Source organism: Aquabacterium sp. (assembly GCF_036279675.1).
In the GTDB taxonomy this organism is placed as follows: Bacteria; Pseudomonadota; Gammaproteobacteria; order Burkholderiales; family Burkholderiaceae_C; genus Aquabacterium.
Map to the genome: position 1 here is coordinate 1 of NZ_DASUIS010000022.1, position 20566 is coordinate 20566.

Here is a 20566-nt window from a genome sequence, read left to right on the forward strand (position 1 = left end):
AGGGCCTGCATGAACCAGCGGTTCTGCTGGGCCAGCAACTTGTCACACTCGAGCAGTACGCCGGGCAGGTCGTCCTTGAGCTGTTTCTGGGAGATGGGCAGCAGGGCGGCGCGTTTTTCCAGCTGGTTCTTCAGGCGATCACCGATGTCGGCTGCCGTGGCGGGCTTGAGCAGGTAGGCATCCGGATGGTGTTCGGTTGCCGCAGCGACCGAGGCATAGGTGCTCTCTGCCGTGATCATGAAGAACAGGCAGTCGGCCGGCAGCAGGCTGTTGTCGCGCAGGTATTCGAACAGTTGCTGTCCGTCCGTCTTTTGATTGAGGTTGTAGTCGCAGAGGATCAGGTTGTAGCGCCGTTGCTTGATCAGCTTGGTGGCTTCTTCAGCAGTGCTGGCCAGATCGACCTTGCCGATGCCCAGCATGCCCAGATGGCTTTTCAGCGTGGACTGCTGCACCGACATGTCATCGATGATCAGGGCCTGAATGCCGGGAAATGATGGGGAAGATTGAATGGCCATGGCGCCTCGCATGACAAATGGCGATCCGGTCCCGCGTGGACCAGTACTTTTCGCATTTCGGCAAGCATGTGCACAAACTTGAGGCAATGCACGGGGGAAACCCCTGTCCGGAAATGGGAAAAGGCACCCCGCAGGGTGCCTTTTTTGTCGTCATGCGGGAGCCGCTTACTTGAAGATGTTCTTCACGCGGTCCGTCCAGCTCTTGGAGTTGGGCGAGTGCTTTTCGCCGCCCTTCTTGAAGGACTCGTCCAGCTCCTTGAGCAGCTTGCGCTGGTGCTCGGTGAGCTTGACCGGCGTCTCCACCGAGATGTGGCAATACAGATCGCCAGGGTAGCTGGAGCGGATGCCCTTGATGCCCTTGCCGCGCAGGCGGAAGGTCTTGCCGTGCTGCGTGCCTTCGGGGATCTCGATCTCCGCCTTGCCGCCCAGCGTGGGTACCTCGATGTTGCCACCCAGCGCAGCCGACGTCAGGGGGACGGGCACCGAGCAGTGCAGGTCGTCGCCATCGCGCTCGAAGATGTCGTGCTGCTTGATGCGGATCTCGATGTACAGGTCGCCAGGAGGGCCGCCATTGGTGCCGGGCTCGCCGTTGCCAGCCGAGCGGATGCGCATGCCCTCGTTGATGCCTGCCGGGATCTTCACTTCCAGCGTCTTGGTCTTCTTGACGCGGCCCTGGCCATGACAGGCCGTGCAGGGCTCGGGGATCACCTTGCCGGTGCCCTGGCAGTGCGGGCAGCTCTGTTGGACGCTGAAGAAGCCCTGGCGCATGTGCACCGTGCCGGAACCGTTACAGGTCGGGCAGGTCTTGGCGCTGGTGCCGGGCTTGGCGCCGGAGCCATGGCAGACGCCACACTCGTCCCACGCGGGGATGCGGATCTGCGTGTCCTTGCCGGCTGCAGCTTCTTCCAGCGTGATCTCCATGGCGTAGGAGAGGTCGCTGCCGCGGTAGACCTGAGGGCCGCCGCCACGACGTTGACCACCACCCTGGCCGAAGATATCGCCAAAGATGTCGCCGAAGGCGTCGGCAAAACCGCCGAAGCCTTCAGGGCCACCACGGCCTGCACCCATGTTCGGGTCCACGCCGGCGTGACCATATTGATCGTAGGCCGCCTTTTTCTTGGGGTCCGAGAGCATCTCGTAGGCCTCTTTGACCTCCTTGAACTTCTCTTCGGCTTCCTTGGCCTTCTCGCCCTGATTGCGGTCAGGGTGGAACTTCATGGCCAGCTTGCGGTAGGCCTTCTTGATGTCGTCGTCCGAGGCGCCTTTGGCGACGCCCAGAACTTCGTAAAAATCGCGTTTTGCCATGATCTTGATGGGCTGTGCGAGTGTGTCGCGTGCTGGTCTGTCTAGATCCAACAAAGGCACAGGGCATGAGCTTGGAGCTCACACGGCCTGTGCCCTGTCTGCTGGAGCGGGGGCACCACAGGGGTGCCCCATACCCCGATCAGTCCTTCTTGACTTCCTTGAACTCGGCGTCGACCACGTTGTCGTCAGCAGGCTTGGCTTGTTCTGCACCTGCGGCGCCTTCGGCACCGGCTGCACCCGCAGCGCCTTGGGCCTGCATGTCAGCGTACATCTTTTCGCCCAGCTTCTGGCTGGCGGTCATCAGGGCATTGGTCTTGGCCTCGATGTCGTCCTTGTCGTCGCCCTTGAGGGCTTCTTCCACATCCTTGATCGCGGCTTCGATCTTGTCCTTCTCGTCGGCTTCCAGCTTGTCGCCGTATTCCGTCAGGGACTTGCGCACGCTGTGGACCAGGCCGTCGCCCTGGTTCTTGGCCTGAACGATTTCCAGCTTCTTCTTGTCTTCGGCTGCGTTCAGTTCGGCGTCCTTCACCATCTTCTGGATTTCTTCCTCGGACAAGCCCGAGTTGGCCTTGATGGTGATCTTGTTTTCCTTGCCGGTGCCCTTGTCCTTGGCGCTCACGTGCAGGATGCCGTTGGCGTCGATGTCGAAGGCCACTTCGATCTGGGGCACGCCGCGTGGTGCGGGTGGGATGCCTTCCAGATTGAATTCGCCCAGCATCTTGTTGCCCGAGGCCATTTCACGCTCACCCTGGTAGACCTTGATGGTCACGGCAGGCTGGTTGTCATCGGCGGTCGAGAACGTTTGTGCGAACTTCGTCGGGATCGTCGTGTTCTTGGTGATCATCTTGGTCATGACACCGCCCAGGGTTTCGATACCCAGGGACAGCGGGGTCACGTCCAGCAGCAGCACGTCGGTACGGTCGCCGGCCAGCACCTGGCCTTGCACGGCAGCGCCCACGGCCACGGCTTCGTCAGGGTTCACGTCCTTGCGGGGTTCCTTGCCGAAGAATTCCTTGACCTTGTCCTGCACCTTGGGCATGCGGGTCATGCCGCCCACCAGGATCACGTCCTGGATGTCGCCCACGGAGACGCCAGCGTCCTTGATGGCCATGCGGCACGGCGCGATGGTGCGCTCGATCAGCTCTTCGACCAGGCTTTCCAGCTTGGCGCGGGTCAGCTTGATGTTCAGGTGCTTGGGGCCCGTGGCGTCAGCCGTGATGTAGGGCAGGTTGACGTCGGTCTGCGTGCTGTTGGACAGCTCGATCTTGGCCTTTTCAGCGGCCTCCTTCAGGCGTTGCAGGGCCAGAACGTCCTTGGACAGGTCAACACCTTGTTCCTTCTTGAACTCGGCGATGATGAAGTCGATGATGCGCTGGTCGAAGTCTTCGCCGCCCAGGAAGGTGTCGCCGTTGGTAGACAGCACTTCGAACTGCTTTTCGCCGTCCACGTCAGCGATTTCGATGATCGACACGTCGAAGGTACCGCCACCCAGGTCGTACACGGCGATCTTGCGGTCACCGGCGCCATGCTTGTCCAGGCCGAAGGCCAGGGCTGCAGCGGTCGGTTCGTTGATGATGCGCTTGACTTCCAGGCCGGCGATGCGGCCTGCGTCCTTGGTGGCTTGACGTTGTGCGTCGTTGAAGTAGGCAGGCACGGTGATGACGGCCTCGGTGACTTCTTCACCCAGGTAGTCTTCAGCGGTCTTCTTCATCTTGCGCAGCACTTCGGCCGACACTTGGGGAGGCGCCATCTTCTTGCCGCGCACTTCAACCCAGGCGTCGCCGTTGTCGGCGGCCGCGATCGTGTAAGGCATCAGGTCGATGTCCTTTTGCACTTCTTTTTCAGTGAACTTGCGGCCAATCAGGCGCTTCACGGCGTACAGCGTGTTGCGGGGGTTGGTCACAGCCTGGCGCTTGGCCGAGGCGCCCACGAGGATCTCGCCGTCTTCCTGATACGCGATGATGGAAGGGGTGGTGCGAGCGCCTTCGCTGTTCTCGATCACCTTGGTGGTGTTGCCTTCCATGATGGCCACGCACGAGTTGGTGGTGCCCAGGTCGATACCAATGATCTTGCCCATTTAGATAGCTCCTATCGAATTTGCTTTGGAAGCTTCGTGCTTCCGCTTGTGTACTGATATGTGAACAACCGTTCTTTTTTCAAGGCCCCGTTCCAATTTTTTGCGGACAAAACAGGGTTTGGAGGACGGTTGCGGACTGGTTTGATTACTTCGGCGCAGCGACGGTCACCAGGGCAGGGCGCAGCACGCGCTCGGCAATGGAGTAGCCCTTTTGCAGCACGCCCACCACGGTGTTGGCCTCCTGGTCGGCGGGCACCATGCTGATGGCCTGGTGGAAATGGGGGTCGAACTTGGCGCCGGCAGCCGGGTTGATCTCCAGCACCTTGTTGCGCTCCAGGGCGGAGGCCAACTGGCGCAGGGTGATCTGCACGCCTTCGAGCACGGTTTCGACGGGGGTGTCAGGCTTGGCTGCGTGGGAGGCCAGGGCAGCTTCCAAGCTGTCGCGCACGGGCAGCAGGCTTTCGGCAAAGGATTCGACCGCGAACTTGCGGGCCTTGCTGATCTCTTCTTCCGAACGACGGCGGATGTTCTCGCCTTCGGCTTTGGCACGCAGGTAGGCGTCGGACACTTCGGCGTGCTTGGCGATCAGTTCAGCCAGTTGCTGCTCAACGGGCACAAAACCGACTTCTTCGGGTGCACCTGCGGTACCGGGTGCAGCTTGTTGCTCTGGGGTGGCGGACGTGTCGCTCATCTCGCGTGCTTCTTGAAATTAGGTTGGAGGAATGCGAAAACCATGCGCATTTCAGGGCGATGCCAGGCTTTTCAAGCCCGCCAGCCGAAGAAATTTGTAACAGCGCCAAACGGACGATTGTCGCAGGCCTTTGCCATCTGGCGAGAAACTGGCGACTTGATTTTTCGGACGACCGATTGGGGGATGGCCGGGGCACTTATTCGTCCACGCTGGCAGACCACCGCTGCCAATCCGCCAACTGGCGCCGATCGCGCTTGGTGGGGCGGCCCTGCTCGATGGCATCGGCGGGTTCGCTGGCCAGTTGGCGTTGCGCCTGGAAGTTCGCCCGACGCTGGATGCTCTCTGGGGTTTCTTCGTAGAGCTGCTGCGCCTGGGGTGCCGGGCCACGCACGGTGCTCAGTGCCAGCACGATCACGGTGCGGGTCAGGGCGCCGTTGCGGATGTCCACCCGGTCGCCCGCCTTGAGTTCACGCGAAGGCTTGGCAACCAGCTCGTTGACCTGGATGCGGCCCTTGTCGATGTCGTCGGCGGCCAGGCTGCGCGTCTTGTAGAAGCGGGCGGCCCAGAGCCATTTGTCCAGGCGCAGGCGCTCGGTCAAGCCAGGGAGGGTGCGTTTCTCGTCTTTCATCTGCTGGGGCAACTTTACTGCGCCTTCGGTGGGCGTGTCATCTGGCGGACCAGGAAGCGGGCAGGATCGAGGGCATCGCGCAGGTCGGTTTCCACAGGGCAAGGGCCGCCGGTGACCCAGTGCGCAAGCAACTCGGCCGCCAGGCAGCTCCAGGTGATGCCGCGAGAGCCCAGCCCGGTCATGGCAAAAAGCCCGCCGCGTTCGCCGCGCTGCCGGGGAACGAGCCTGACCTGATCCAGCCGGCGGTTGGTCTGGGCGGCGGCGAGGCGTTCCTGACTCCAGGGCAGGGCGCCGACCAGTGGCAGGCGGTCCGGGGTGGTTGCCCGCCAGGCCGTGCGTCCCTGTAGTTGTGCGGGCAGGGCTTGGGTGTCGGGCCAGGCGGGGCAAGCGCCCAATCTGGCGGCCTGACGCAGGTTGTGGCGGTGGTCGGTTTCGCGCACGGCGGGGTCGTCATCATGGTGCTGCGTGGTGGCGCCGCATAGGAGGTGATCATCCGGCAGGGCCAGCACATAGCCGCTTCCTGCCACCGGCAGATGTGGGCGCAGCAGCCCTTCGGTGGATGCCAGCGGCATCCGCGAGATCTGGCCTCGCACCGCGCTCAGCGGCAGGGGGGGCACGGCCAGTTCAGGGGGCAGCTTGTCGAGCACACGGCCGGATTGCATGGCGCAGCACAGCACCAGCGTCGGCGCGGAGGCCAGGACCACCTCATCACACAGCGCCTGCCACTCACCACAGCTCGTCTGCGCGATCGCCGTAACGGGCTGGCCCCAGACAGTGCGCAAGAGAGGCTGCCCTTCGCGTGTCAGCGAGGCCACCGATTCCAGCATCAAACTGGCCAGGCCAGCGGGGTGCAGCCAGCCACCTTGGTGAAACAGCCAGCCACCACTTTCCACAGGCAGGCCCGACAGTGTTCGAGCCTGCTCCTGATCCAGCCATTGCACATGATCTGCAGGCAAGGCTTGCTGCGAAAGCCATTCAAGTGCCTGTTCGGCTGTGGTCTTGCCATCGAGCCGCAACAAGCCGTCGACCTGTCCGTCGAGATGACCCTGTTTGATCCAGCCCTGGGCCGTTCGCCAGGTGGCCATGGCCGCAGCCCGGTGTGCCCGCGCGTGGATGCCGTCTTCGGCATGCAGCACGCTGTGAAACATGCCGCCCGGGTTGCCGGAGCCTTCTCTGGCTGGCCCTTCGTGCTGGTCGATCAGCGTGACGTGCCAGCCCTCCAGGCACAGTGCCCGTGCTGCCGCGCAGCCTGCGAGGCCCGCACCCATGATGATGGCGTGGCGATCGTCAGGCCGTGCGGGTTCCGGGTGCCAGCCGCCGGCCTGTAGTGGTGGTGTGAAGCGGGGCTGGTAGCTGGCGCGCAGCATGTGCGGCTTGTAGGCAAAGCCCTCCACGCGCTCCACGTTGAAGCCCGCCGTGGTCAAGGCGTCTCGCACGGGGCGGGCGCATGACCAGGTGGCGGCTGTGCAAGCAGGCGCGGCCAGCCGGTTCAGCCTCGACAGCAACCCGGTATCCCACATCTGCGGATTCTTGGCTGGGGCAAAGCCGTCCAGGTAGAAAGCGTCGACGCTGGCCATCAACTTGGGCAGCAGGTCGGCGATGTCGCCCAGCCCCAGCAACAGGGTGACACGCTGTGGTGCTGGGCTGGTCACCTTGTCGGCATGACTGGTGCTGACGCCGCCATCTGCCGGTTCGTCAAAGTGCAACGTGTGCATGCCAGGCGTCAACGCGGGCCAGGCGTCTGTCAGGCGCTGTGCCAGTTCCAGACGTGCCGCACGATCGCTCTCGGACATCTTGCCCAGGTCCACCACCTTGTCACCCGAGAGGCCATGCACCCGGGCCAGATCCTCGCGATGCAAGGGGTGCTTCTCGATCGAGATGAAGACCAGGTGGCTGCAACGTTGGGCATCGGCGCGCCAGGCAGCCCACGTCGCCAGGAAGTTGTTGCCCAGACCGAAGCCGGTCTCCAGGATCACGAAGCGGGTGCGGCCCTGCCAGCGACCCGGCAGGCCATTGCCCACCATGAACACATGCTGCGCCTGGGCCCAGGCACCCACGGCGGCATGGTAAAGATCATCGTAAAGCGGCGAGTAAGGCACACCCGCCGCGTAACCCTCGGCCATTTCGCCAAGGGTTGCGGGCTCCACCGTCATGCTTTATTGCGCCACCCAGCCGCCGTCCACGTTCCAGGCCACGCCACGCACATTGTCGGCACCCGGCGAGCACATGAACACAGCCAGGTCACCCAACTGACCTGGCGTCACAAACTGCAAGGACGGTTGTTTTTCGCCCAGCAAGCCTTTTTGCGCTTCTGCCAGCGACACACCTTCATTGGCTGCCTTGGCATCAATCTGCTTTTGCACAAGCGGGGTCAGCACCCAGCCGGGGCAGATGGCGTTGACCGTCACGCCGGTGGTGGCGGTTTCCAGCGCGACCGCCTTGGTCAGACCGACCAGGCCATGTTTGGCCGCCACGTAGGCCGACTTGCCAGCCGAGGCCACCAGGCCATGCGCGGAAGCCAGATTGATGATGCGGCCCCAGTTCTTCGCACGCATGCCCGGCACAGCCAGACGCATGGTGTGGAAGGCGGAACTCAGGTTGATGGCGATGATGGCGTCCCACTTCTCGACGGGAAAGTTCTCGATGTTGGACACGTGCTGGATGCCGGCGTTGTTCACCAGAATGTCCACGCCGCCAAACTCGGCTTGCGCATACGCGAACAAGGCTTCGATCTCGGCGGGCTTGGACATGTCCGCGCCGTGGTAGCCGACCTTGATGCCGTGTGCCTGTCCCGCAGATGCGACAGAAGTCTTGGGCGCGTCTACGTCGCCAAATCCGTTCAGAATGATGTTGGCACCCTGTGCAGCGAGCTTTTCGGCGATTCCCAGACCGATCCCACTGGTGGAACCTGTCACGAGGGCGGTTTTTCCATTCAACATCTCGGGCCTCCTGTCGGCAAGAAGAAACACAATGTGGACTGGCCCATTATCTGACGACACATCCAAACGTATTGCCATGACCAGTATTCAGAACGACACATCATCTGCATCCGGCATGGAGCCGGTCCTTCAATATGTGACATGTCCGGGTGCCAGCAAGACCGATGCCCAGACGCACCGCATGGCTTATTGGCAGTGGGGTGACGCGTCCAATCCGCGCATCCTGATCTGTGTGCACGGGCTGAGCCGCCAGGGCAGGGACTTCGACAGCCTCGCGCGCAGTCTGTGCGACCGCTATCAGGTGATCTGCCCCGATGTGGTGGGACGCGGCCATTCGGACTGGCTGGCTGATCCCAAGGGCTATCAAGTCTTCTCTTATGTCGCAGACATGGTTGCCTTGATGCAACAGTTGCGCGCTCAGGTGAAGGCCACCGAGCCGCTGGAGATCGACTGGGTGGGCACCTCCATGGGTGGCTTGATCGGTCTGGGTTTCTCGACCCTGCCGCCGGAGGTCAGCGGCGTGAAGCTGCGCAAGTTCGTGCTCAACGATGTGGGTCCGAAGCTGCGCTATGAAGCCATGGTGCGCATCGGCGAGTACCTGGGGCAGCCCATGCGCTTTGACAACGAGCAGCAGGCTGCCGATTACCTCTGGAGCATCTCCACCGGGTTCGGGCCACACACACCCGAGCAGTGGCTGAACCTGTCGCGCCCCCTGCTGCGCCCCGCGCCTGATGGCAACGGCCTGGTCCTGCACTATGACCCGGCGCTCGCCGAGCCCTTCAAAACCATCACGCAGGAAAGCGCCACCAGTGGCGAAGCCATGCTGTGGCAGGTGTATGACGCCTTGAAGTGCCAGGTCTTGCTCTTGCGCGGCAAGAACTCCGATCTGCTGGATATCGACACTGCCACATCCATGACACAGCGCGGCCCCAAGGCCCGGTTGATCGAATTCGAAGGCGTGGGCCACGCTCCGATGCTCAACAACCCGACACAGCTTGAACCGCTGATCAATTTCCTTCTTGCATGAAAACAGGTCTGCTCAACCCGGTCGCCTCAACAACGGATGCGCTCGCTCATGCCCCCATCGTGGAGCTGGCCGAGATGGCGCCGGGTGGAGAGCCGGGTGAACAGCAGCAGGGCGCTTCTGCCTCCGAGCAACTTCTGGCCAAGGCGCGTGCTTTTGCCGAGCCCCTGCTGCTGGCTCAACGTTTCGATACCGGCGAGGATGCGCTCACCCATGCAGATGGCGTGAGCTTCATTCTGCAAGGTGTGGGCGCGCCCCCATCCCTGCGAGCGGCCGCCTACCTGGTCTACGCCAGCGAATACCTGACGCAGCCTGAAGATGTGGTGGCGCGTGCTTTCGGCGCCGACGCGGCAGGGTTGGTCGCTCACACGCGCAAGCTGGTGCAGGTGCAGCGCAACGCCCGCGATGCCTTGGGTGACCACGCCGAAGGCCCGCTCGCGGCCGAGCAGATCGAGCGCATCCGCAAGATGCTGCTGGCTTTCTCGCGTGATCTGCGCGTGGTGCTGTTGCGTCTGGCCTCGCGCCTGCAGACCTTGCGGCACTACGCCGAAAGCAAGCTGCCGTGCCCTCGTGCACTGGCGCGTGAATCGATGCAAGTCTTTGCGCCGCTGGCCAATCGCCTGGGCATCTGGCAGATCAAGTGGGAGCTGGAAGACCTGTCCTTTCGCTTTCTGATGCCCGATGCCTACAAGGGCATCGCCAGGTCCTTGCAGGAAAAGCGGCTGGAGCGCGAACACCATATCGAGCAGGTGCGCCAACAACTGGCTGACGCGATGCGCGAGGCAGGCCTCCACGCTCAGGTGCAAGGCAGGCCCAAGCACCTCTACAGCATCTGGAAGAAGATGCAAGGCAAGGGCCTGTCGATCGACAAGGTCTTCGACATTCGCGCCTTGCGCGTGATCGTTGACGACGTGCCCGCCTGCTATGCCGCCCTCAGTCGCGTGCACGAAGTCTGGCAGGCTCAGGCCGACGAGTTCTCCGACTACATCGCCAGGCCCAAGCCCAATGGCTACCAGTCGCTGCACACCATTGTGAAGGACGAGCAGGGCAGGTTCATCGAGGTGCAGATCCGCACACAGGCCATGCATGACCATGCTGAAAGCGGTGTGGCTGCGCACTGGGCTTACAAGGAGGCCGGCACCAAGGGCTATGCCGGTGTGCAGGCCGCCGGTGATTTCGAAAGCCGTGTGGCCGAAGCGCGCAAGACCGTGCTGCGCCAGTTGCTGGCCTGGGAGCGCGACCTGGCTGCGGCAGACACCGAGCACAGCGGCGCTGCAGGCAGTGGTCTGTTTGAAGATCGCATCTACGTCTTCACACCTGGCGGCGAGATCATCGACCTGCCCGCCGGTGCCACGCCGATTGATCTCGCCTACACGCTGCACACCAATCTGGGTCACCGCTGCCGCGGCGCGAAAGTGGATGGCGTCATGGTGCCCCTGAACACCGCCTTGCAAAGCGGCCAGACGATCGAGGTGATCGCCATCAAGGATGGTGGCCCGTCCATGGATTGGCTCAACCCCGACCTGGGCTATGTGCGCAGCCACCGTGCACGGTCCAAGGTCAAGGCCTGGTTCAACGCCCTGGCTCAGCAGGCCTGCATTGCGCGTGGCCGTGAGGCGGTTGAAAAACTCCTGCAGCGCGAGGGCAAGACCGCCACCAAGCTGGAAGACCTGGCCAGCAGCCTCGGGTTTCGCAATGCCGATGCCTTGTTCGACGTGGTGGGCAAGGACGAGTATTCGCTGCGCAACATCGAGCAGCACCTGCGGCCCGCTGAGCCGGAGCCGGATCCCGACGAGTTCCTGACGCATCGCCTGTCCAAAGGCGAGGTCGATCTGGGTGGCGACGGGCGCGGGGTGCTGGTGGTGGGCATGGACTCCTTGCTCACGCAACTGGCGCGTTGCTGCAAGCCCGCGCCGCCCGATGCCATCGGCGGCTTCGTCACGCGGGGCAAGGGCGTGGCGGTGCACCGTACGGATTGCAGCAACTTCCGCCAGATGGCCGGTCGTCACGCCGAACGCATCATCCCGGTGGCATGGGGTCGTCAGGCCGTGGCCGATTCGGCGAAGTACGCGGTCGATGTGCTGGTCGAGGCTCATGACCGCACCGGCCTTCTGCGCGACGTGTGCGACGTGCTGGCGCAGGGCAAGATCCATGTGCTGTCACTCAACAGCCAGGTCGTGAAGGAGCGCATCAACATCACCCTGACCGTGCAGACAGGGGACACCGCGAAGTTGGGCGCCATGCTCGCGAAAGTGTCGCAAATTAACGGCGTCTTGCGCGCACGGCGAAAATAGTGCTATAGTCATGGTCTTCCAGGCGCGTAGCTCAGTTGGTTAGAGCACCACCTTGACATGGTGGGGGTCGTTGGTTCGAATCCAATCGCGCCTACCATCACTTCAGTGATGGGCACAAAATGTCATTGCCAGATACCCCCCTTCCGGCCTCCCTACCCAGGGTTTAGCTGGCAAAACCGAAAACCGCTCACAAGGCGGTTTTTTTACGTCCGTTCTTTTCGGCCGTCGCAAGTCGACCCCAGGCTGATGCTGGAGCGTCGCGTGGATGTCACTGTCGGAGCACTTTCGCCTGTGACAATCCCGCCATATTCGAAATGGGGTGCCCATGAAGACTCTTGCAAAACGCGCAAGCCTGTTGCTGCTGTCGCTGGTCCTGGTTGTGCTGGCCTTGTGGGTACACGAAATCTGGGCAGGCGATCGGTCTGAGCCGGCGCTCAGCCGTGCCGAACAGCTGCGCAGCTACGAGCGTGCACGAGGTTGGTTGCTGTCGCACGAGCAAGAGGTGCTGGCGGATGGCAATGTCGCGCTCTGGTGGATGCTGAAGGTGGCAGCAGAGCGCAGCCACGATGAGGCCCTGGGCAACCTGGTTCAGCGCTACCTGACCTTGCTGGCCCTGGGTGACACCGCTCAATCTCCCTGGCGCAGGCTGGTGGATCCTTCCGTCTCGTTCAAGCCGTTTGACAGCTTCCCGGACGGCATGGAGCCCTATCAATATTTCTACTATCACGCAGCGACCTGCCAGGCCGTCCCTGCGGGAGACGACCATCCTGATACCGGCGCGTACCTTGAGGGCAACGCCTGTCGGCCAATGGTGAGCAAAGTCTGGCTGGGTGATCGCGTCTGTTCCAGCCACCAGTTGATGGGGCTCAAGCTCTTCCAGCAGTCCGGCTGCAAGACCGCGCATGAATTGAAGCCGATTGAAGACAGCCTTCTGGAAGACATCCGCGAGCAGATCTGGTTGGCGCCGCTATACCAGGATGCCTATATCCAGCGCGTGCTGATGATCAAGTGGTTTGCCCCCGATCATCAGATCAAGCCGGTGTGGCTGCGGCGCATCATCCAGGCTCAAGGTGAGGACGGGGGCTGGACTGGCGCGCGGCTGCTTCCGTACTGGCCGCGCTGGGCCCAACCGTGGGTCTTCAAATACGTGCAACTCAAGTTGATGGGCAAGGATGCAGACGCGGCCATCCCGGTGTCCAACTTCCATGCCACGGCTCAAGGCTTGCTTTTGCTGGCTTTGAATTTGAACGAAGCGCCCTGAACCTGTCGTGCGTCACGCTCTGTGTCGAAGCTGGTATACAAAAGCGCTTGCCCGGCTGCCATCCGCTCCTACAATGCAACGATTCACCAGGAGACGGTCATGAGCGCAGCCCCCAAGAGTCGCCGCACACAAGCAGACGAGAGCGATGAACTGCCCCCCGCAGGCGAGGCCCCCGAGGCGCCAGAGGCTGCGGCAAAAGCTGGTTTGCGCGTCATCAAGAAGTACCCGAACCGTCGCCTGTACGACACCCGCACCAGCAGCTACATCACGCTGTCCGACGTGAAGGACATGGTGATGGCTTGCGAGCACTTTGTGGTGCTGGATGCCAAATCCGGTGAGGACCTGACTCGCAGCATCCTGTTCCAGATCATCCTGGAAGAAGAAACGGCTGGCGTGCCCATGTTCTCCACGCAGGCTCTGGCCCAGATCATTCGCTTTTATGGGCACACCATGCAGGGCTTGATGGGCAACTACCTGGAAAAGAACATCCAGTCCTTCATCGATCTGCAGTCCCGGCTCACGGAAAACTCGGTGATGAACCTGCAGAACCCCCTGATGCAGAACTTCATGGGCGGCTACATCGAGCAGTCTCGCCAGATGTTCACCCAGATGCAGGATCAGATGAGCAAGCAGGCCGAGACCCTCATGGGCAATCTGGGCGCCGGGCTCACCCCCAAGAAGTAAACCGCGTCACAGTTGCGGTTTGAGCGCTGCCCACACCTGATCCAGCATGATGGGGTGCCCCTTGGGCAGTGGGTGGATGCCGTCTGCCTGAAACCAGTCGCGCGCATCCGGCCGGTCGGCAATCCCCTTGAGCAGAAAAGGCACCAGCGCCGTGTGATGGGCCTGTGCCAGGCTGGGGAACATGCGCTGGAAGTCGTCGGCGTAGCGTTTGCCATAGTTGGGTGGCACCATCATCCCGACCAGCAATACCTTGGCACCCATCTTCTGGCTGGCTTCGATCATGGCCTGCAGATTGGCCTGACTGCTCTTGAGCGGCAGGCCACGCAGCGCGTCATTGGCGCCCAGTTCGATCACCACATGCGTGGGCTGATGCTGCTTGAGCAGCGGTGCCAGGCGGGTCAGGCCGCCGGAGGTCGTCTCGCCACTGAGGCTGGCGTTGATGACATCGCCTTGCACGCCCAGGTCCTTCATGCGAGCCTGCAGCAGGGCGACCCAGCCTGTGCCTCTGGGCAGGCCATATTCGGCTGACAGGCTGTCACCCATGACCAGGATGGTGGTGCGCTTGCCCGCGGTCGCTCGAGCGCCTGACATACCCACCCAAAGGCCTGTTGCGGCCAGGAGAAGCTGGCGTCGCGTACAGTTGGTCTTGATCTGATTCATTGTTCGCGCCAAAAGCCTCAATCCGTTCATGCACATGTCGTCTCTGGAATCCACTCGTACTGCCGCTGCGGCACCTGCCATCGTGACACGAGATCTGAGCAAGGTCGTGGCAGATTCCAGTGGGCCTCTGACCATTTTGCACAACATCACGATGACCGTGCCTGCCGGGGAGTCACTGGCCATCGTCGGGGCGTCCGGTTCAGGCAAGAGCACCTTGCTGTCCTTGCTGGCCGGCCTGGATGTGCCCAGCAGCGGCGAGGTGCACATGTGCGGGCAAAGCCTGTTCGATCTGAACGAAGACGAGCGTGCGGCGCACCGCGCCCGCCACGTCGGCTTCGTATTCCAGAGCTTTCAGCTGATCGCGCACCTGTCCGCGCTGGAAAACGTGATGCTGCCGATGGAGTTGAGAGGCGACAAGGATGCGCGCTCGAAGGCCACGGCCATGTTGGAACGCGTCGGCCTGGGCGGGCGCCTGCGTCACCGGCCCGCCTTGTTGTCCGGCGGGGAGCAGCAACGGGTGGCGCTGGCTCGCGCCTTCGTGATGCACCCCGACATCCTCATGGCCGATGAGCCCACCGGCAGCCTGGACCACGCCACCGGGCAGGCCATCATGGACCTGATGTTCGATCTCAACCGCGAAAACGGCACCACCTTGATCCTGGTGACGCACGACAGCCAGATCGCCCAACGCTGTCACAGCCAGCTCCGCATCAGCGCAGGGCAGGTCGTGGCCTGAATCAGCGGTTAGGATGCCGGCATGAGTCTGAAACTGCTATTTGGCTTCCATGCCGTGTCGGTGCGCCTGAAAGTGGCGCCCAAATCCATTCGTGAACTGCACGTTGATGCGTCTCGCCGCGATCAGCGCATGAAGCAGTTTCTGGCCAAGGCCGAAGAGGCTGGCCTCAAGGTCATCGACAGTGATGACGACAAGTTGCAGAAGCTGGCGGGCACGCATCGCCACCAGGGCGTGGTGGCGCGCGTGGAGGCCATTCAGCAAAGCAATTCGCTGGATGACCTGCTGGATTCGCTGACCGAACCGGCCTTGCTGCTGGTGCTCGATGGTGTGACCGACCCTCACAATCTGGGTGCCTGCTTGCGCGTGGCAGATGGCGCAGGCGCACATGCCGTGATCGCACCCAAGGATCATGCCGTGGGCGTGAATGCCACGGTGGCCAAGGTGGCCAGCGGCGCTGCTGAAACCGTGCCGTACTTCATGGTGACCAATCTGGCACGTACGCTGACCGAACTCAAGGAGCGCGATATCTGGATCATCGGCACCTCCGATGATGCGCCGCACAGCCTCTACGAAGGCCGTGATTTCAAAGGCCCTGTCGCCCTGGTGCTCGGCGCCGAAGGCTCTGGCATGCGGCAGTTGACCCGCAAGCACTGCGACGAACTGGTCAGCATCCCGATGATGGGTGGCGTCTCCAGCCTGAACGTGTCGGTGGCCAGTGGCGTGTGCCTGTACGAGGCACGCCGTCAGCGCCTGGCTTGAACAACCCCGCAGAAGCTGCGAATCCGGCTAGGCCGGTTCGCCTGTGTCGCCCGACTGCGGAGGCGTACCGAAGGCGCGTCGGGGGAGGGCCATCTTTTGCGCCCACCAGCTCAAGGCCCAGGCCACCAGCATCAAGCTGAGCCCAAGCCAGTGAAGCTGGTCATAGCCGTGGTGGGTCAGTATCCAGCCGCCGCCAGAGGCGCCCACGGCATGCCCCAGGTAAATGGCCGACGTGTTCAAGGCCATCAGGGCCGGCGCCAGGCGTGGCGACAGGCCGCCCAGTCGCGCCTGTTGGCCGGAATTGGTGGCAAATCCGCTCAATGCCCAGGGAATCAGGATCAGCGCGAGCAAGGGCAGGTTATGTCCAAGTGGCCAGGCCAGCAAGCTGATCGCCATCATGCTGAGCGTGATCGTGACGGCGGGGGCTGCACCCACGCGGTCCACGATGCGGTTGAGGATCAGGTTGCCCGCCAGCGCGAGGCAGCCAAACCAGGCAAACATGATGCTGATCTGTTCCGGGTTGGCCCCGAATTCGAACTTGTACAACGGCGCCGCATAGGCCAGTACGGTGAACTGCCCGGCGCTCTGGAAGGCTGTGACCAGCACCACGGCCATCAACAGGGGTGAGCGAAATACCTTGCGCCAGGCGCGCATCGACAAGGCTGGAGGGCGTATGCCGACGGGCAGGCTGGTGTGCACCATCCGCGCCGCCACGAGGCCACCTGCGGCTACCAGCAACATGGCCATGCGCCAGCCCATGCGCTCGCCGATCCAGGCTGCCATCGGCATGCCGGCCACCGAAGCGATCGACCAGCCCATGAACACAAAGGTGATGTGGCGTCCACGGTGCGCCGGTATGCTCATGAAGCCCATGGTGGCCGCCGCCTGGGGGGTGAACACTGCGGCCGACAGCACGGTCAAGGCGCGCACTGGCCACAGCCATTCATGGTTGGGTGCCATGGCGCACAAGGCGTGCCCCAGCGCATACCAGAGCATGGCCCAGGTGAGCAGCTTGCGTCTGTCAATGTGGCTGACGGCCGCGGCCAGCAGTGGCGCCCCGACACCCATCATCACGGCCGCAATGGCGATCAGGTGACCGCCCTGCGTGACGCTGATGTTCAGCGATCGGGTCAGGTCGTTGAGCGTGCCGCCCACCACCATGACCCCACATCCGATCACGAAATTGCCGGCCAGCAGCGCCCACCGCGCTGCGTTCATCTCCTGGCGCGGCAGGGTGCGTTCCAGCTCCAACGGCGTCCGGCCTCAGTGGTGAACTCTCAACGCTTCAGGGTTGACGATGTTCGTCGGAGTCCCAGCGATGAAGTTCAGGAGGTTGTCAAAAGCCGTGCTGAACAGTTGCTCGTAGTTGTCTTGCTCGACGAAGCCGATGTGCGGGGTGCACACGGCGTTTTCCAGGCGGAGCAGCGGGTGCCCTTGCAGGATGGGTTCGCTCTCGAACACGTCCACGGCAGCCAGGCCGGGGCGCCCGCGATTGAGGGCGGCCACCAGGGCGCTGTCTTCGATCAATTCGGCGCGTGAGGTGTTCACCAGCAGGGAGGTGGGCTTCATCCTGCTGAGGTCATCCAGCTTGATGAGGCCGCGGGTGCTGTCGTTGAGCCTCAGGTGCAGGCTCAGCACATCACAGGCTTCGAAAAAGGCCTGCCGAGTCGGCGCGGGCACGTGCCCGTCAGCTTGTGCCTTGGCACGAGAGGCTTCGCTGCCCCACACGGTGACATGCATGCCGAAAGCCTTGCCATAGCCCGCCACCAGTTGACCCACGCGGCCATATCCCCAGATGCCCAGCGTTTTGCCGCGCAACAACATGCCCAGGCCGAAGTTCACCGGCATCGATGCGGACTTGAGGCCGGATTGCTGCCAGGCGCCGTGTTTGAGGTTACCGATGTATTGCGGCAGCCTGCGCATGGCCGCCATCACCAGCGCCCAGGTCAGCTCCGCCGGCGCGTACGGCGAGCCCAGGCCTTCGGCCACTGCGATGCCACGTTGTGTGCAGGCTTCCAGATCGATGTGACTGCCGACCGGGCCTGTCTGGCAGATCAGGCGCAGCTTGGGCAGCTTTTCAAGGAGGGAGCGCGGGAAGTGGGTGCGCTCGCGAATCAACACCAGCGCTTCGGCGTCACGAAGGCGCACGGCCAGTTGGCCTGTACCTTTGACGGTGTTGGTGAAGACCTTGGCGGCAAGGCCATCCAGTTTGGATGCGCACTGCAGTTTGCGGACGGCGTCTTGATAGTCGTCCAGGATGATGATGTTCATGGGGCTGTCGGCAGTCCAACCCGCATTTTGCTACGTCTGACAACAAACCTGCCCGACAAAGGGCAAGATTTGTGTCTTTACCAGGTTGTGACCCTCGACGAGCGAGGTTCGTCGCGACCGGACGAGCGTACGGGGAAGTGGCTGTCCAGGGCGTCCAGGCGCAATTGCGCCTCGATCTGGCCGCGGTGCACCGAGATCACGCGGAACACGTCGGCGCGCAGATGCCAGAGTTCGCGCAAGGAGCGGGCTTGCTCCACCAGGGCGCGCACCTGGTTGGCGCGCATGGACTGCAAATCCCACATGGCGGAGTTGAATTCGGACTTCACCTTGCGCAGGCCGGTGGCTGGCGCTGGCGTGCGCGGCAGTTCATCCATGTCCCACAGCCAGCACCAGAAGCCGGTGATCCAGGCCTTCCACAGCGGGCGGCTGCGCGAGAACAGGGAAGGGGGGATGACTTCGGTGCGTCTCAGGCCAAGGCCGGATGGCGTGCCTTCGTGGTTGAGCACCGTGTCGGCAGCCTCTACGGGGCCGCACTTGATCGACTTGAGCGCCGGTCTAGCCTGAGCCGCGGTCGTCTCGGCTGGCGTTGCGGTTGCTGCGTCGTCGTTCGAGAAGAATGTGGATGCCATGTCGCCCTCTGGATTTCCGCTTTACTCAGCGGTTCGTCCTTGGTATCGGCGCTGATGGCGTCAGCTTGAGGGCGCAGGGGAGGCTGAAAATGCCCTGAAAAGGGCTGATTCCCACGCTTTGAAACGAATTGCAACGAAGTCGTGCAAGGCGGGAATATGTCTCGAATGGTGACTCAAGCCGGGGTCAAGGCGACGTGGCGGGCAGCGTGTTGGGTGGCCTCTTCGGCGCAGGCCGAAGCGAGTGTTTCACGCGCGCATGTTTCACAGCGGCCGCAGCAGGTGGCCGCGCCGGTTTCAAGCTGGAGCGCCTCGAAAGAGTCGCATCCGGCAGCGGCCAGACGCTTGATGTCTCGGTCGGAGACGCGGTTGCAGACGCAGACAATCATGTTCACCACTCGATCAGGGATGCAATGCGACCATTGTAAATAAGAATGATTCGCATGCAATCACATGATCAAGTGGTTTGTAGGGGCTTGTCTCGAAGGATGAGGCCCCTGAGGGGTGCGTCAGCTCGATATCTCGCCCATGACGGACTGAAGGTAGTTCTGCAGGCCGACCTTGCCCAGCAACTCCAGTTGGGTCTCCAGGAAGTCGATGTGCTCCTCGGTGTCGTCGAGGATCGCCTGAAGCAGGTCACGCGACACATAGTCACGCACCGACTCGCAGTAGGCGATGCCATCCTTGATGGTGCCTTGGGCACCTGATTCCAGCTTCAGGTCGCAAGACAGGATCTCCGGCACATCCTCGCCGATCATGATCTTGCCCAGGTCCTGCAAGTTGGGCAGGCCGTCGAGCATGAAGATGCGTTCCATCAGCTTGTCGGCGTGTTTCATCTCGCCGATTGACTCTTCGTATTCCTTTTTGGCCAGCTTGTCGAAACCCCAATGTTTCAGCATGCGGTAGTGCAGGAAGTACTGGTTGGTGGCCGTCAGCTCGTTCTTCAACTGGGCGTTGAGGTGTTCGATGACCTTGGGATCGCCTTTCATGGATTTCTCACTCCTTCTTTGGCCCCGGTGTTCGGGGTGGATGACCGGACGGTGACAGGATCGGTTATACTCCTAAGGTTTACCCGCAACCACCCCCCCGCCTAGCGAAACCCCCTCGTTTCCTTACTGGACTCGAACTTGTCACGCCCATACGACGCTTGAACAGCGTTGCAAGGTCGTGCGAGGGCAGAGCTGGGCGCGCACAACAAACGGAGAATGAACCCGTGCTGCCCGTACTGCCCCAAGCTCTTCTGGCCCTCGCAGACGGCACGGTCTTTCTAGGCACTTCGATCGGCGCTGCCGGTCACACAGTCGGCGAAGTGGTGTTCAACACCTCGCTCACCGGCTACCAGGAAATCCTCACCGACCCGAGCTACTGCCGCCAGATCGTCACCCTGACGTATCCGCACATCGGCAACTACGGTGTCAACAGTGAAGACGTCGAAGCCTCGAAAGTCCATGCCGCTGGTCTGATCATCAAGGATCTGCCCATCCGCACTTCCAACTTCCGCCAGACCCAGACTCTGTCGCAGTACCTGCAAGCTGAAGGCACCGTCGGTATCGCCAACATCGATACCCGCAAGCTGACCCGCCTGCTGCGCACCAAGGGTGCCCAGAACGGTGCGATCATCGCGCTGCCGGTCGGTCAGGCTGTGACCGATGCCGTGATCGCCGACGCCGTCGCCAAGGCCAAGGCTGCGCCAAGCATGGCCGGCCAGGATCTGGCCCAGGTCGTCACTCGCACTGAAGCTGCTCAATGGGACGAAACCGAGTGGAAGCTGGCCAACCCTGAGCTGGGCGGCAAGCCTGGTTTTGGCAAGCAGACTGCGCCTCGCTTCCATGTAGTGGCCTATGACTTCGGTGTGAAGCGCAACATCCTGCGCATGCTGGCCGAGCGCGGCTGCAAGGTCACCGTGGTACCCGCCAAGACGCCCGCTGCCGAAGTGCTGAAGTACAAGCCTGATGGCATCTTCCTGTCCAATGGCCCTGGGGATCCCGAGCCTTGCGACTACGCCATCGCTGCAGCCAAGGAATTGATCGAAACCGGCATCCCGACCTTCGGCATCTGCCTGGGTCACCAGATCATGGCCCTGGCCTCTGGCGCCA

20 protein-coding genes and 1 tRNA gene are annotated in these 20566 nt (G+C 62.5%); 8 read left to right on the forward strand and 13 right to left on the reverse strand.

The genetic code is table 11. The annotated features are described in order from the left end of the window. The 7 genes from VFW93_RS02185 to VFW93_RS02215 form a co-directional block, all read right to left on the reverse strand. Window positions 1-515: response regulator (locus tag VFW93_RS02185; protein ID WP_329692354.1), on the reverse strand; the 515-nt coding region annotated here is incomplete at its 3' end. Between the two features lie 165 nt (window positions 516-680). Then, window positions 681-1820 carry a molecular chaperone DnaJ gene (gene dnaJ / locus VFW93_RS02190; protein ID WP_329692355.1) on the reverse strand — a complete coding sequence of 380 codons (1140 nt, stop codon included), beginning with the start codon at window positions 1818-1820 and terminating at the stop codon, window positions 681-683. Window positions 1821-1959: 139 nt separating this feature from the next. Further along, window positions 1960-3897 (reverse strand): molecular chaperone DnaK, encoded by a 1938-nt coding sequence (gene dnaK / locus VFW93_RS02195; RefSeq protein ID WP_329692356.1) that lies wholly within the window; start codon window positions 3895-3897, stop codon window positions 1960-1962. 145 nt (window positions 3898-4042) lie between these two features. Beyond that, on the reverse strand, window positions 4043-4588 hold the full coding sequence (grpE, locus tag VFW93_RS02200) for a nucleotide exchange factor GrpE (protein ID WP_290675285.1): 546 nt from the start codon (window positions 4586-4588) through the stop codon (window positions 4043-4045). A gap of 196 nt (window positions 4589-4784) precedes the next feature. Beyond that, window positions 4785-5216 carry an RNA-binding S4 domain-containing protein gene (locus tag VFW93_RS02205; protein WP_329692357.1) on the reverse strand — a complete coding sequence of 144 codons (432 nt, stop codon included), beginning with the start codon at window positions 5214-5216 and terminating at the stop codon, window positions 4785-4787. Between the two features lie 14 nt (window positions 5217-5230). After that, window positions 5231-7369 (reverse strand): FAD-dependent 5-carboxymethylaminomethyl-2-thiouridine(34) oxidoreductase MnmC, encoded by a 2139-nt coding sequence (gene mnmC, locus VFW93_RS02210; protein WP_329692358.1) that lies wholly within the window; start codon window positions 7367-7369, stop codon window positions 5231-5233. 3 nt (window positions 7370-7372) lie between these two features. After that, window positions 7373-8155 (reverse strand): 3-hydroxybutyrate dehydrogenase, encoded by a 783-nt coding sequence (locus VFW93_RS02215; protein ID WP_329692359.1) that lies wholly within the window; start codon window positions 8153-8155, stop codon window positions 7373-7375. A 76-nt stretch (window positions 8156-8231) separates the two neighbouring features. Between VFW93_RS02215 and VFW93_RS02220 the strand changes: the two genes are divergently transcribed. The 5 genes from VFW93_RS02220 to phaR all read left to right on the forward strand — a co-directional run bounded on the left by VFW93_RS02220 (window position 8232) and on the right by phaR (window position 13418). Further along, window positions 8232-9182, forward strand: coding sequence for an alpha/beta hydrolase (locus VFW93_RS02220; RefSeq protein WP_329692360.1), 951 nt, complete (start codon window positions 8232-8234; stop codon window positions 9180-9182). Beyond that, window positions 9179-11473, forward strand: coding sequence for a RelA/SpoT family protein (locus VFW93_RS02225; RefSeq protein ID WP_414639562.1), 2295 nt, complete (start codon window positions 9179-9181; stop codon window positions 11471-11473). Before VFW93_RS02220 ends, VFW93_RS02225 begins: the two co-directional genes overlap by 4 nt. Before the next feature lie 20 nt (window positions 11474-11493). Then, a tRNA-Val gene (locus VFW93_RS02230) sits at window positions 11494-11570 on the forward strand. Window positions 11571-11798: 228 nt separating this feature from the next. Next, a complete protein-coding gene (locus VFW93_RS02235; RefSeq protein ID WP_329692361.1) occupies window positions 11799-12734 on the forward strand; it encodes a hypothetical protein in 936 nt (311 codons plus the stop codon). A 99-nt stretch (window positions 12735-12833) separates the two neighbouring features. Further along, a complete protein-coding gene (gene phaR, locus VFW93_RS02240) occupies window positions 12834-13418 on the forward strand; it encodes a polyhydroxyalkanoate synthesis repressor PhaR (RefSeq protein ID WP_329692362.1) in 585 nt (194 codons plus the stop codon). 6 nt (window positions 13419-13424) lie between these two features. On the opposite strand, the gene VFW93_RS02245 is transcribed toward phaR, so the two are convergent. Continuing rightward, window positions 13425-14009, reverse strand: a complete 585-nt coding sequence (locus VFW93_RS02245) for an arylesterase (RefSeq protein WP_329692363.1) — start codon at window positions 14007-14009, stop codon at window positions 13425-13427. Window positions 14010-14112: 103 nt separating this feature from the next. Between VFW93_RS02245 and VFW93_RS02250 the strand changes: the two genes are divergently transcribed. Beyond that, window positions 14113-14814, forward strand: a complete 702-nt coding sequence (locus VFW93_RS02250) for an ABC transporter ATP-binding protein (RefSeq protein ID WP_329692372.1) — start codon at window positions 14113-14115, stop codon at window positions 14812-14814. A gap of 21 nt (window positions 14815-14835) precedes the next feature. Continuing rightward, entirely contained in the window at window positions 14836-15573 is a 738-nt protein-coding gene (gene rlmB / locus VFW93_RS02255) for a 23S rRNA (guanosine(2251)-2'-O)-methyltransferase RlmB (RefSeq protein ID WP_329692364.1), read from the forward strand. Between the two features lie 27 nt (window positions 15574-15600). On the opposite strand, the gene VFW93_RS02260 is transcribed toward rlmB, so the two are convergent. The 5 genes from VFW93_RS02260 to bfr form a co-directional block, all read right to left on the reverse strand. Beyond that, window positions 15601-16791, reverse strand: a complete 1191-nt coding sequence (locus VFW93_RS02260; RefSeq protein ID WP_329692365.1) for an MFS transporter — start codon at window positions 16789-16791, stop codon at window positions 15601-15603. 45 nt (window positions 16792-16836) lie between these two features. Then, window positions 16837-17844 (reverse strand): D-2-hydroxyacid dehydrogenase family protein, encoded by a 1008-nt coding sequence (locus tag VFW93_RS02265; protein WP_329692366.1) that lies wholly within the window; start codon window positions 17842-17844, stop codon window positions 16837-16839. 77 nt (window positions 17845-17921) lie between these two features. Beyond that, window positions 17922-18473 carry a hypothetical protein gene (locus VFW93_RS02270; RefSeq protein ID WP_329692367.1) on the reverse strand — a complete coding sequence of 184 codons (552 nt, stop codon included), beginning with the start codon at window positions 18471-18473 and terminating at the stop codon, window positions 17922-17924. Between the two features lie 173 nt (window positions 18474-18646). Beyond that, the gene (locus VFW93_RS02275; RefSeq protein ID WP_329692368.1) at window positions 18647-18859 is read right to left on the reverse strand and encodes a (2Fe-2S)-binding protein; all 213 of its coding nucleotides are present in this window, start codon (window positions 18857-18859) and stop codon (window positions 18647-18649) included. A 120-nt stretch (window positions 18860-18979) separates the two neighbouring features. Next, on the reverse strand, window positions 18980-19459 hold the full coding sequence (bfr, locus tag VFW93_RS02280; RefSeq protein WP_329692369.1) for a bacterioferritin: 480 nt from the start codon (window positions 19457-19459) through the stop codon (window positions 18980-18982). A gap of 224 nt (window positions 19460-19683) precedes the next feature. On the opposite strand from bfr, the gene carA reads away from it, so the two are divergent. Further along, window positions 19684-20566: glutamine-hydrolyzing carbamoyl-phosphate synthase small subunit (carA, locus tag VFW93_RS02285; RefSeq protein ID WP_329692370.1), on the forward strand; the 883-nt coding region annotated here is incomplete at its 3' end.